Origin of the sequence: Sphingobacterium sp. UBA5670 (assembly GCF_002420705.1) — a bacterium.
In the GTDB taxonomy this organism is placed as follows: Bacteria; Bacteroidota; Bacteroidia; order Sphingobacteriales; family Sphingobacteriaceae; genus Sphingobacterium.
This window is the reverse complement of sequence record NZ_DIIM01000005.1, coordinates 335,144-347,595: the sequence shown is the minus strand read 5'-3', so window position 1 is coordinate 347,595 and position 12,452 is coordinate 335,144. Positions and strand designations below refer to the sequence as shown.

Here is a 12,452-nt window from a genome sequence, read left to right as displayed (position 1 = left end):
TGGCCTTTAAATCAGATAACGATACAAATATATAAATATTTTTCAAAAGACTACTAATTTGATAGATTTTATGATATTTTTTTTAATTAGCACCCTAAACACTCATTTAAAGGAATTTACATTAAAAAAATAAGTGTTTCCTCCGAAATGAAAAAATGTTACATTCCCCATCGTTACGACCCAGCACTCCATCGAAAATTAAAAGTATATCCCCCCTCTTTATAGGAATCGATAATCTGCATCGAGGATTAGAAAAGTCGGATCATCAGGTCATCTAATGAAAAACAAACTCAAGGATAATGGAAGCATTAGAAGCCATAAGATACAACTTAGTGTTTTTGAAATCGGAACAGCAGCGACAGGAGACCGCTATGTGGCAGAAATAATCGGTTGTTTTTGCTCGCTTAAAGCAAGTGAAATGCCTATTAAAACAAGGAGGACAGACAGGTATACTGTCTCGCATAAAAAGGTAACGGCTCCTTCGATCAGGCTGCCCATAAAGGCTTATCGAAGAAACCGTTAAGACACGATTGCGTTAGCGAAATAGCACCAATGCGATCAATAAGGTAATGATGACATTAAAGGTCTGTGCAATCAGGAAAGCATATAGTGGCTTCTTGTTATCTTGCACAAAGAGATCTTTAAAGTTCGTTTCAAGACCGATTGATGTAAACGCTAGTGTAAACCAAAGCCCTTGTAAATTTTTCAGGCTCCCTTTGACAGCATCAATCTTTTCCGGAGCGACAACAAAAGAAAATAACAAGGAGGCCAATACAAAACCCAGCACAAATTTCGGGAAACGTTCCCAGATAATTTTCAATGTCGGTTTATCGCGCTTGGTTTCATCATCAACAGATTTGCTATAGGTCCAATAAATACTAATGGCAAAAGCAGCCAGCCCGAGTAGTACGTTTTGTGAAAACTTCACAATGGTACTGATCTCTAAAGCCCTTTCGCCGACCAAGGAGCCTGATGCAACAACTGCTCCGGTCGTATCAATACTTCCTCCAAGCCAGGCGCCAGTAACTTCTTGCGACAAGCCCATCCACTCTGCCATATAGGGCATAAAAATCATCATTGGAATTGCGGTAATCAAGACCAAAGAAATTACGTAGGATAGTTTTTTGCTATCACCTTTGATCGCTCCCGATGTTGCTATTGCAGCGGAGACGCCACAAATAGAAACCGCACTCGACAACATCAGGGACATCTCTTTATCAATCTTTAATTTTTTACAGATCCAGAATGCAAAATACCAAACAGACAGCACGACTGCCAATGCCTGCACAAGCCCAAGCAATCCTGCTTTGAGAATATCTCCGAAGATTACCGTAGTCCCTAGCAGAATTAGACCGATTTTGACATACAGTTCTGTACTTAACGTTTCCTTGAACCAATCAGGCAGTTTAAAGCAGTTGCTGATAACCAGGCCAATGATCAAACTAAAAATTACAGCTTCTAGATTATATTCTTTAACCGTTGCGTTTCCGGCTAGGATCAAAGCAACTACGGTCAGGATAAATACGACAGGAAAGACAACCAGTAAATATTTTACAGGTTTCCTCAAAAGGAAAGCGCCCACTATTGCGGTAACAAACACAAAAATAAACTGCTCAAAAAGCTTTATTAAGTTTGTCGGGTCTAAAATTGTAGAGCGGAGTTCAGCAGCACTGCCCCACGAAAATTGAGGTACTGGCGCAACGATTCCTGAAAGCGCGAGAAAGATGGTAGCAATCCCCAAAATGACGACTACCCAGTCTTCTGTAAATGCAAACGATCTTGAAGATGTCATATAATGGTTAGGGTTTAAAAGGTTAAATTTAACATAATTACCCTGACTTTTAAGGATTGTAACACAAAAATGGCCGAAGATCTCTCTCCGGCCATCAACCAAAACCAATAATCTATTATCAATCAAAAACAATATTTATTCTCTTCTATCAATCTTTTTGCGATTCGCTGACGTGCATCTTTCACGTTAAATGGCTGTGCTTTTGTAAATCTGCGTAAGCCAACCAACATCATATTCAGTTCATCACCTTCACCAAACGAATAAAGTGCTTCTTTACCAGCAGCATTGATTTTATCAATTGCTCCATACAGGTATATTTTCGCCATATCTGTTGCATATTCAGCTTTCTCAGCGTCTGTATGTACCAATTTCTCTGCACGCAACAACACCGATTCAGTGATATATACATAGCCGATAATATCCGCAATATTCATGAGGATTTCCTCTTCTTTGGAAAGAGACATCATCAATTTTTGAACAGCTGCTCCTGCGATCAATAATCCTGCTTTTTTCAGATTTGCAACGATTTTCTTTTCTGCAGCAAAAGGTGCATCATCTTCATCACCGAAATCCGGGATAGCCAAAAGCTCTCCGGCTACAGCCTGTGCAGGTCCCATCAGATCCAATTCACCCTTCATGGCCCGTTTTAATAACATGTCCACGACAAGTAACCTATTGACTTCATTGGTTCCCTCAAAAATTCGGTTGATCCGCGAATCACGGTAAGCACGTTCCATCGGCGCATCTGCCGAGTATCCCATTCCCCCATAAATCTGTACCCCTTCGTCAACCACATAATCCAACATCTCCGAGCACCAAACCTTAATAATAGCACACTCTATTGCAAACTGCTCAACGGATTTTAGTTTTGCTTTTGCCTCATCCATCCCACCGGCAATCAACGCATCATAGGCATCGTCGATATTTTGACCCGCGCGATAGGAAGCAGACTCAACAGCAAACAAACGTGTTGCCATCTCGGCCAGCTTATATCGGATAGCACCGAATTTAGAAATCGGTAGATTAAACTGTATACGTTCATTGGCGTACTGCACGGCATGATTGATCACCATACGTGCTGAACCAATTGTAGCAGCCCCAAGTTTAATACGACCTATATTGAGAATATTTACAGCGATCTTAAATCCATTTTCACGATCAGAAAGCATATTTTCTACAGGAACTGGACAATCATTGAAGAAAATTTGGCGTGTAGATGATCCCTTGATGCCCAATTTATGTTCTTCGGGGTTCATAGTAATTCCACCAAAATCTTTCTCAACGATAAATGCGGTCAAATTTTTATCATCATCGATTTTTGCAAATACGATAAAGATATCTGCAAATCCACCATTCGTAATCCACATCTTTTGTCCATTGATCAAATAATGTGTTCCTTCTGCATTTAATTTTGCCGAGGTACGGCCTGAGTTTGCATCCGATCCAGCATTGGGCTCAGTCAAACAATACGATGCCTTCCATTCGCCAGTAGCAAGCTTCGGAATATACTTTGCCTTTTGGGCATCATTGCCATAATATAGAATAGGCAGGGTACCTATTCCCGTGTGGGCCGACAGTGCGACTGCAAAGGAAAAACCGCCTCCTACGGCATCGGCAACAAGCATAGAGGTATTAAAATTTTTACCAAAACCACCATACTCTTCAGGGATAGAAACACCCAGCATCCCCAGTTCACCAGCTTTATCCATCAAGCTGGGCATAAGCCCTTCTTCTTGCGCATCAATACGGTCAAGCTTATTCAGCACTTCTGTATCCAGAAAATCCAAACAAGTCTGACGAATCATTTTCGCTTCTTCATCGAATTCCTCTGGAATAAAAACTGCAGTATAGGGAGTCTCTCTAATAACGAACTCTCCGCCTTTAATTGCTTTATTTTCGCTCATTGTTTTTTAAGATTGAAGGGAGATCAACGTATTGTTGTTCAGTTTCTGATCTCCAATATTTTTAAATACTTCTATTCGCTATGAGATCGACACCCCATATTTTAATGATATCGTTATTCTTAAATGCTGCATTTAGTCCAATAACTCAAAAATACCAGCTGCCCCCTGACCCGTTCCCACACACATGGTGACCATGCCGTATTTTTTCCCTCTGCGTTTCAGCTCATGTAGGATCTGAACAGTCAATTTAGCACCGGTACAACCGAGCGGATGCCCTAATGCGATAGCACCACCATTGACATTTACCTTCTCTTCGTCTAATCCAAGCTCCCGAATAACCGCAAGGGACTGGGAAGCAAACGCCTCATTTAATTCAAAAAGATCAATATCTTCTTTTTTAAGTCCTGCTCTTTCCAAAGCCTTGGGGATTGCATAGATAGGACCGATTCCCATAATACGAGGTGGCACCCCTGCTACTGCAAAGCTCACAAGTTTTGCTATAGGCTTTACACCAAGCTCCTTCACTTTAGCTTCGGACATCACCAATACAAAGGCAGCACCATCGGATGTCTGGGAAGAGTTCCCCGCCGTGACCGAACCATTTGCTGCAAAAACTGGCTTCAATTTCCCTAAAGCCTCCAGGGAAGTATCGGCCCGAGGACCTTCATCTGTGTCAACAACATATTCACGCGTTGCAATCTTACCGTCTTTCAGATAAATCTCTTTTACAGTGATCGGCACAATACCATCTTTCAAATGACCATTTTGAATGGCTGCAACTGCCTTTTGATTCGACTTAAGGGCAAAAGCATCCTGATCTTCGCGTGAAACATTGTAATCTTTGGCTACAGCTTCAGCAGTCAATCCCATACCCCAATACCAGTCGGGATGCTCTTTTGCCACAACAGGATTAGGCACAATCTTCCAACCTCCAAAAGGCATTCCGGACATCACCTCTACACCACCGGCAATGATAACATCTGCCATCCCAGTCTTGATCTTTGCGACCGCTGTTGCAATAGTCTCCAAACCTGATGCGCAGTATCGATTAACGGTTACTCCGGGCACTTTATCCGTATCTAGTCCCATCAAGGAAATGAAACGTGCCATATTGAGCCCTTGTTCAGCTTCTGGCATGGCATTTCCAACGATGACATCATCTATATCTTCTTTATTTAAATTCGGCACAGTGGATACAAGATGTTTGATAACATCCGACGCTAAATCATCCGCCCGCATAAAGCGAAATCCTCCTCGCGGTGCTTTGCCCACTGCTGTACGAAATCCTGCTACTATGTATGCTTCCATTATTTTTAATTTTAGTAGTGAGTTCTAGTTTCGCAAAGGTTTACCCTTTGTCAACATAAATTGAATCCTTTCGAGCGTTTTGCGTTCTGCACAGAGTTCAAGGAATGTTTTACGTTCGAGATCCAATAGATATTGTTCAGATACTTCTGTTGGAGAGGATAAGTTTCCACCACACATCACCCAACCTAATTTTTCTGAGATCTTGCGATCATAATCCGATATATAGTTACCCTCTCGCATCGACGAAGCTCCCACATACACAATTCCCAATCCCTGATTTCCTAAAACCTTGATATCGTTGCGTGGAGCTGGCTGTACATATCCCTCATCGGCCAATTCCAATGCCTTCGCTTTCGCATCTGCCAGCAGGCGGGCGCGGTTCATTGTAATGCCAAACTTATCTTTCTGCAAATAGCCAAGTTCATAGGCTTCATAAGCAGAAGTTGAAACTTTTGCCTGCCCAATTGTCAGAAATTTATCTTTCAGGGTATTTTGAACAATCTGATCCTCTTTAAACTCCTCTGAAGCCCGAAGGGTAAATTCTTTAGTTCCACCGCCACCAGGAATAACACCGACGCCCAATTCAACCAAACCCATATAGGTTTCTGCATGAGCCTGAACAAAATCGGCATGCATGGAGAATTCACAGCCTCCACCGAGCGTCATTTGAAAAGGCGCAACGACTACGGGAATTGAAGAGTAACGTAAGCGCATGGATGTATTTTGAAATGCACGGACGGCCATATTCAATTCATCAAAATCCTGTTCGACCGCCATCATGAAAATCATTCCGATATTGGCTCCAGCAGAAAAGTTTTTCCCATCATTGGACACCACTAAACCGCGATATTCCTTTTCAGCAAGGTCAATTGCTTTATTCAATCCCTGGATAACATCGCCACCAATGGTATTCATCTTGGTATGAAATTCACAATTAATGATACCATCGCCAAGATCAATAATAGAAACACCCGTATTTTTCCAGATTGTTTTACTTTCCCGAATGTGATCCAATACGATCAGATCTTCCGTGCCGGGAATAGCTTTATACGATTTGGTCGCAATATCATAATAGTGACGCACACCATTTTCAATTTTATAGAATGATTCACATCCCGCTTCCAACATTTCGTGTACCCAGGAAGCAACCTCCCCATCTTGACCTGGCAGTCGCTTTTCCTCCGCCTTAATTTTTGCTAAAGTCTCGCGAACACCTAGCGCATCCCATACTTCAAATGGTCCCAATTCCCAACCAAATCCGGCACGCATGGCATCATCGATCCGGAAGAAGTCATCCGTAATTTCGGGAACACGACGGGAAACATATTCAAACAATGGATAATGCATGGCACGGAAGAGTTCCGCCGCTTTATCGCTTCCTTGTTCGTATACCTTCATCCGCTTGCGGATATCCTCTACAGGCTTGGTGGCTTCCAAAGTAGCGGATTTCACTTTTTGCTGTGAACCAAATTCCAGTGTTTTTAGATTTAAAGACAAAATCTCCGAATTACCATCGGCAGCTTTTACTTTCTCATAAAAACCTTTTTTGGTTTTCTCACCCAACCAATTATTCTTTACCATCTTACTGATGAATGCAGGAAGCTGGAAAACGCCTTTAGCTTCATCTTCAGGCGCATTCTGCGCTAGCCCATTAGCAACATTCACCAGGGTATCAAGTCCTACCACATCGGCCGTACGAAATGTTGCAGATTTGGGATGTCCCATTGCAGGGCCAGTATATTTGTCGACCTCTTCCACTGTCAACCCAAGAGGTTCCACCAAATGAGTAACCGCCAACATCGAATAAACACCGATACGATTTCCAATAAACGCCGGTGTATCTTTACACAATACAACGGATTTGCCTAACATTTTATCGCCGAAGTAAAGAATAAAATCAACGACTTCAGGCTTGGTATGCGGAGTTGGAATGACTTCCAATAAAGGGAGATAGCGCGGTGGATTGAAGAAGTGCGTACCACAAAAATGATCTTTAAAATCATCACTTCTGCCCTCTGTCATTAAATGAATAGGAATACCCGAAGTATTGGAAGTAATCAATGTTCCGGGTTTGCGGAATTGCTCAACACGCTCGAAAACAGATTTTTTAACATCAAGCCGCTCTACAACAACCTCGATAATCCAATCCACCTGAGCGATATCTTTTAGATTATCATCAAAATTTCCTGTTTTGATAAGTCTGACAAATGACTTGCTATAAATTGGTGAAGGGTTTGTTTTTAAAGCCGTTTCTAGGGAGCTGTTGACAATTCGGTCCCGAACGACCTTACTCTCCAGCGTGAGACCTTTGGCTTGTTCCGCCGGGAGCAGTTCACGCGGAACAATATCCAACAGTAAAACTTCAACACCAATGTTAGCAAAATGACAAGCAATTCGCGAGCCCATAACACCCGAACCGAGAACTGCCACTTTTCTAATATTTCTGTTCATCATAACATATTTAGTATGCACTTCTGTACATTTGGTTTAACTTCTAGACGATTACCTCTTCCTTGTAGCTCGTTGCTAGCTCATTGAGCTTTGCTAAAGAAGCAATCAATTGATCACGTTCATTTTCTGAAAAATTATCCGCTAGATATTGATTGAAATTACGGACCACATCTTTGGCAATTCTTCTTTTCTCCCGACCTAATTCAGTCAGGTACACTTTTACAGATCTTTTATCCGTTTCACTAGTTTCGCGGTAAATAAATCCCAATGATTCCAAATTATTCAACACCCGAGACAAACTAGTTGTTTTAACTCCCGTCAAATTTGCAATCTGAGAAACAGGCGTACCTTCTTTATGAATATTAATCAAAATATAACCTGCAGCCTGGGTAAAACCGTACTGTGAAGCAATTTGATTATATTTATTGGCAATTGTCTGCCAGCCTGTTTTTAAAAAATAGTCGATTGTCTGATTTTGGTTCATAAGCGTACTCACAAGCTATTTATTATGCTTGCATAACAAATATACTAGTTCGTAATTAGAATAACAAGCTCGAAAATATAAATTTTGTCATTTATTCGTCAGTATGGATCTGCCTCTATCTTTCCGGTCCACCCACCAGTAATGTGAAATGTGGAAAACTTTTAAACACTGAAATACAGCACAATAAAACAAAACACAAAACTTTTATTAACAAGTTCTGTTTAATAATCAAAATTAATTCCGTTAACTTTGTCCCGAACAAACATCAACATCGTATGGCTTTAGTAAACATACCTCGCTTGGACTTGCTACATTATACACAAGGAACCCAAGAACAACGAAATCAATTTATTCAAGATATTGGCAAGGCTTTTAACGAAACAGGCTTTGTAACGATTGCTAATCATGGTTTAATAAAAGAACTGATTGAGGAATTATATCAAGTAGTTCCTGAATTTTTTGGTTTGCCGACCGAGACAAAGGAAAAATATGAATTTCCGGAACTTGCAGGTCAACGTGGCTATACAGCAAAGGGAAGAGAAAAAGCCAAAGATTCGAAGACCCCAGACTTAAAAGAATTTTGGCAACGTGGTCAAACGATCGTTGGTGAAGAATATTCCAAAGTTGATTTTCCAGATAACCCTGAAGTAACTGAAATTCCCCGCTTTAACGGTGTTACAGCTGAAGTTTATAAAAAGTTAGAGGATACGGGCCGCGACCTGTTGAAGGCAATTGCGACCTACCTTGATCTGGAAGAAAATTACTTTGAAAAATTTGTTATCAATGGTAATTCTATTCTGCGTGCGATCCATTACTTCCCAATCAGTGATCCCGATGCCTTAGCTCCTGACGCTGTACGTGCAGGCGCCCACGAAGATATCAACCTCATTACCTTATTGATCGGTGCTAGCGCAGATGGACTTGAAGTATTGACAAAAGATGGTGAATGGTTTCCTATTAAAGCTAAAGGTGAAGATATCGTTATTAATGTAGGCGATATGTTGCAACGTTTGACCAATAATAAGCTGAAATCAACGACACACCGCGTTGTAAATCCTCCACGTGAAAAAATGGGCACTTCTCGTTTTTCTATTCCATTCTTTTTGCACCCAAAATCTTCCATGAGCTTAGCTTCCCTAGACTCTTGTATCGACGCAGAACATCCAAAAGTCTACGAAGACTATACTGCTGGTCAGTATCTGGATGAACGCTTAAGAGAAATCGGATTAAAAATGTAACACTTACCATCATTTAATTTGGATTAAATGCTCGGAACAGTATAAAAGGTAAAGGCCGCTCTTTAAGATCGGCCTTTACCTTTTTCGGATCGTTAAACTATTTCAATCGATAACCGACGCCAACATTCATAAAAATATTATGTAAACCAAAACTGATGCTTTCAAATCCGGTTTTCATAATATTATTGAAGCCATAGTCAAACTGCGCTAAGGCAAAAAACTTTTTATCGATCGCATAGCGGGCTCCCAAACTCATGCCAACATCAATACTCCTGACACTCTCCGCGAAGTCATAATCGGCATTATCCACAACAATTTTATTTCCTGTAGGCTGTTCATGCCTAAGGTACCCATTGTAGGCCTCACCATAGAACTCCTTTTTCACCGCGAAGGAGATATACGGACCTGCCTGTACATTCCAACGATCTGAAAGCTGATAGGTCGCCTGAATAGGAACAGACAGATACAGATTATGCACTTTGGTTGTAATATCTCCTGTATAATATCCTCTAAGCTCCTCTTTGGAATCGTTCACTGCGTTGAAAGTCGTTTTGTATCCTTTGACACTCGCCTTGGTATCCATCCCCTTTCCTTCGAAAGTTAACCCCAAGGATACTCCCCATTTGGGATCAATATGATAATTTGCTCTTGCTCCCACAAAAAAAGGAACATTAGGATTATAACTTTTAATTTTTCTGATTTCACGCGGCAACGATAGCGGTGCCGCCCCGCCTATCTTACCGCCCACCATTACATCGAAGTCTAATTTACTTTCATCCGCAGTATTTTCTTGCGCATGGGCGATAGATCCGATCAAAACCATCGCAGTAAGTGCGATTGTATATTTTATCATTTTCATTATTTCTTCGTTACAATTTTGAGATCATCTACCGTTAATTTGCTTCCGACGGCCCCAATAAAATTATCACCATATTTACTCGACGACATCACAATAGCGATGCTGTAGTCCAGGTTAGCTACATCAGCATCACTTACTGTAGCGGTGTATTTAAACGGCAATGTAAACTTAACAAAGCCTCCTGCCGCTGTTGCGCCACCATTTTCCAACCGGGCGATAGCCACAATGCTTGGATCTTTTAGAATATTGTGCCCCGTCAAATAGGACACTTTCTTCTTTGGATCAGGTTCGGAATCCATCAACTGCTTGCGATTATAAAACACGGCATAGATATCGCAGGAATCTTTGGTATTCACAGGTTTCATGTTTTCATCGGTCACGTTCGCACCAGGACTATATTTATAGTAACCTTCCAGCGCTAGGGGTATCTGGTTGAAAGGAAGACCAAACTGGGTCGCCGACAGTGGATCTGTTAATACTGGACCGGTGTCAAATGTTCCGATAAACAGGTTTCCTGCTGCAATAGGTTTTTTAAACATCGCTCCAAAAGCACCAGTCAGCTTCGTCTCCAATAAAGCTGCTTTTGTTCCTGAATGTGCATCTGAAGTCGTTTTGGTCGGATATGATTCAGGTTCCTTTGCTCCTCCTCCTAAACTCAGTGTTAAGGAGAAACTTGGATTTCCAGAAGCCCAATTGTAGAAATCCTGACCATCAATTTTATTATAAAAAATGGTGTATTTATCGTCTTTATCAATCGCTATATCCTCAAAACCATACTCCGTTGGCACAAATCCACCATCAGTTTTGACAATTTTAATTAGATAGTTCTTTGTAAACTGACGATCTTCGGACGTAACCTTATAATACACTCCATTTTTCAGTAATTGATCGACAAGGGCCTGATCAATGTTCTGCGTTCCGGCAGGCATTTTCAAAGAATCCTTTAAAAGTTCGATGGAGGCTCCGGGAGTCAGATCAAAAGTCATATTCAACTTGGTCAGATCATCAATATTGGGTTGAAGATAAAGCGTAACTTGCGTATTTGAGATAACTGGATTCAGCAAAAAGACATCTTCATCTGCATGAACCCCAACAATATCTGCTTCCATATTGAGCGCTTCTTCCTTTATACAACTTCCCAAGCTGAAAAGAAGCATAAAACAAATTACCCACGAGTAATTTCGTGTCCGTTTCATAAAAATAATATTTAGTGTAAATTTAAAGATCAATGTTATTGAGCAATACATTGATTTGACAAAGCTACCATTCCTAGCCCCAAAAAGAGTCAAGTTAACGCCTTTTTCTTACCAGGCAACTAATTCTTTACACGTAAAGTAACCTAGAGTCCGCGGATTTCTTGCTTGATCTTACCGGGTAGACTTTCCATAATCAGTTGATAACTATGCAAAATCAATTCCTCCAGTTTTCTATCATCAAGTTCTCGATTGGCAATAACGGTATTCCAGTGTTTTTTATTCATATGATACCCCGGAAGTACCGTATGTTCATACCTTTCACGCAGCTCAATCGCTCGCTCAGGATCACATTTCACATTAAACCGTAATTCATCAATCTGATCTAGCCCGACCAATAAAAAAATCTTACCGCCAACCTTAAATACCAATGTATCCGGACCAAATGGTGTTTCTTCCATGACAGGCCCAATAGATAAACAATATTCTCTCAGATCTTCAATATTCATATTTTTTTGTTTTAATTATCTGCTAAATAAAGCCGAATGCCCACCATAAACTGGACAATAATCTATATAAAGCTAACAAAAAAACAGCGGGTCGTTTTACTTTATTTTTCTAGCAGCATCTGGATTTCTCTTTGAATTTCCGCTCCTTTATCAGCATTATACCATTTTTGAATCTCTTCTTTAATTTCGGAGAAATCTACTTCTTTTTCTTTCAGGTTCAAAAACAGTTGCTGACATGCTTTTGGTCTTGGCCCCCAGACAGCCAGATCTTGTCCAGCTTCATTACGGATCACTAAAATCGGAATAGATTTCCCACCGTTGGTTAGATAAGAATCAATCAGGAAGGGGGCACTGTCACGCAGTTGGATATCTACCGTGATATTGGGATTTTTAGAGGCCATTTTAACGAGCATCGGCACTGAATGTGCCGCGTCCCCACACCAAGGTTCAGTGATAATGATCCATTGTTGCTTTTCAGTAATGGACTCAACAAACTGTTCAAAAGTCGCCGTTGGTTCAAAGCGTTTTAACCAGCGTCCCATTCTTGTCCAGTTCATTTTGGTATACTGATAATATTCATCATCTTGATAGGCTGGGTGATTCTCAGGATGGTTTAAGATATCTTCGAATTGTTGCAAATAATTTTCAAACGTCATAACATCAAATTTGTGCAAAGGTAAATTTTACTTCCAACTTTCTCAAAAAAACCAAGGC

General features: G+C 40.8%; 11 protein-coding genes. 2 read left to right on the top strand and 9 right to left on the bottom strand.

Annotated elements, in window-relative coordinates; all coding sequences use genetic code 11:
* The first annotated feature begins 277 nt into the window (after positions 1–277).
* Positions 278–523 (top strand): hypothetical protein, encoded by a 246-nt coding sequence (locus B3C94_RS06960; protein WP_293901046.1) that lies wholly within the window; start codon positions 278–280, stop codon positions 521–523.
* A gap of 12 nt (positions 524–535) precedes the next feature.
* Here B3C94_RS06960 and B3C94_RS06955 read toward each other — a convergent pair whose 3' ends face one another.
* The 5 genes from B3C94_RS06955 to B3C94_RS06935 all read right to left on the bottom strand — a co-directional run bounded on the left by B3C94_RS06955 (position 536) and on the right by B3C94_RS06935 (position 7,939).
* On the bottom strand, positions 536–1,792 hold the full coding sequence (locus tag B3C94_RS06955) for a YeiH family protein (protein WP_293901044.1): 1,257 nt from the start codon (positions 1,790–1,792) through the stop codon (positions 536–538).
* A gap of 122 nt (positions 1,793–1,914) precedes the next feature.
* A complete protein-coding gene (locus B3C94_RS06950; protein WP_293901041.1) occupies positions 1,915–3,696 on the bottom strand; it encodes an acyl-CoA dehydrogenase family protein in 1,782 nt (593 codons plus the stop codon).
* A gap of 132 nt (positions 3,697–3,828) precedes the next feature.
* Positions 3,829–5,004, bottom strand: coding sequence for an acetyl-CoA C-acyltransferase (locus tag B3C94_RS06945; RefSeq protein ID WP_293901038.1), 1,176 nt, complete (start codon positions 5,002–5,004; stop codon positions 3,829–3,831).
* 24 nt (positions 5,005–5,028) lie between these two features.
* Positions 5,029–7,458, bottom strand: coding sequence for a 3-hydroxyacyl-CoA dehydrogenase/enoyl-CoA hydratase family protein (locus tag B3C94_RS06940; RefSeq protein WP_293901035.1), 2,430 nt, complete (start codon positions 7,456–7,458; stop codon positions 5,029–5,031).
* Between the two features lie 40 nt (positions 7,459–7,498).
* Positions 7,499–7,939 carry a MarR family winged helix-turn-helix transcriptional regulator gene (locus tag B3C94_RS06935; RefSeq protein ID WP_075995002.1) on the bottom strand — a complete coding sequence of 147 codons (441 nt, stop codon included), beginning with the start codon at positions 7,937–7,939 and terminating at the stop codon, positions 7,499–7,501.
* A gap of 275 nt (positions 7,940–8,214) precedes the next feature.
* On the opposite strand from B3C94_RS06935, the gene B3C94_RS06930 reads away from it, so the two are divergent.
* Complete coding sequence (locus B3C94_RS06930) at positions 8,215–9,177, top strand: isopenicillin N synthase family dioxygenase (RefSeq protein WP_293901032.1); 963 nt, start codon at positions 8,215–8,217, stop codon at positions 9,175–9,177.
* Between the two features lie 97 nt (positions 9,178–9,274).
* Here B3C94_RS06930 and B3C94_RS06925 read toward each other — a convergent pair whose 3' ends face one another.
* The 4 genes from B3C94_RS06925 to B3C94_RS06910 form a co-directional block, all read right to left on the bottom strand.
* A complete protein-coding gene (locus B3C94_RS06925; RefSeq protein WP_293901029.1) occupies positions 9,275–10,030 on the bottom strand; it encodes a porin family protein in 756 nt (251 codons plus the stop codon).
* Positions 10,031–10,035: 5 nt separating this feature from the next.
* Positions 10,036–11,232 (bottom strand): PCMD domain-containing protein, encoded by a 1,197-nt coding sequence (locus tag B3C94_RS06920; RefSeq protein ID WP_293901026.1) that lies wholly within the window; start codon positions 11,230–11,232, stop codon positions 10,036–10,038.
* A 143-nt stretch (positions 11,233–11,375) separates the two neighbouring features.
* Entirely contained in the window at positions 11,376–11,738 is a 363-nt protein-coding gene (locus B3C94_RS06915; RefSeq protein WP_293901023.1) for an MmcQ/YjbR family DNA-binding protein, read from the bottom strand.
* A gap of 101 nt (positions 11,739–11,839) precedes the next feature.
* Positions 11,840–12,394, bottom strand: a complete 555-nt coding sequence (locus B3C94_RS06910) for a thioredoxin family protein (protein WP_293901020.1) — start codon at positions 12,392–12,394, stop codon at positions 11,840–11,842.
* Between the last annotated feature and the right edge of the window lie 58 nt (positions 12,395–12,452).

Excerpts from the sequence above, each read along its gene's own strand:
- B3C94_RS06960 (WP_293901046.1), top strand. The coding sequence starts at position 278 with ATGAAAAACAAACTCAAGGATAATGGAAGCATTAGAAGCCATAAGATA.
- B3C94_RS06955 (WP_293901044.1), bottom strand. The coding sequence starts at position 1,792 with ATGACATCTTCAAGATCGTTTGCATTTACAGAAGACTGGGTAGTCGTC.
- B3C94_RS06950 (WP_293901041.1), bottom strand. The coding sequence starts at position 3,696 with ATGAGCGAAAATAAAGCAATTAAAGGCGGAGAGTTCGTTATTAGAGAG.
- B3C94_RS06945 (WP_293901038.1), bottom strand. The coding sequence starts at position 5,004 with ATGGAAGCATACATAGTAGCAGGATTTCGTACAGCAGTGGGCAAAGCA.
- B3C94_RS06940 (WP_293901035.1), bottom strand. The coding sequence starts at position 7,458 with ATGATGAACAGAAATATTAGAAAAGTGGCAGTTCTCGGTTCGGGTGTT.
- B3C94_RS06935 (WP_075995002.1), bottom strand. The coding sequence starts at position 7,939 with ATGAACCAAAATCAGACAATCGACTATTTTTTAAAAACAGGCTGGCAG.
- B3C94_RS06930 (WP_293901032.1), top strand. The coding sequence starts at position 8,215 with ATGGCTTTAGTAAACATACCTCGCTTGGACTTGCTACATTATACACAA.
- B3C94_RS06925 (WP_293901029.1), bottom strand. The coding sequence starts at position 10,030 with ATGATAAAATATACAATCGCACTTACTGCGATGGTTTTGATCGGATCT.
- B3C94_RS06920 (WP_293901026.1), bottom strand. The coding sequence starts at position 11,232 with ATGAAACGGACACGAAATTACTCGTGGGTAATTTGTTTTATGCTTCTT.
- B3C94_RS06915 (WP_293901023.1), bottom strand. The coding sequence starts at position 11,738 with ATGAATATTGAAGATCTGAGAGAATATTGTTTATCTATTGGGCCTGTC.
- B3C94_RS06910 (WP_293901020.1), bottom strand. The coding sequence starts at position 12,394 with ATGACGTTTGAAAATTATTTGCAACAATTCGAAGATATCTTAAACCAT.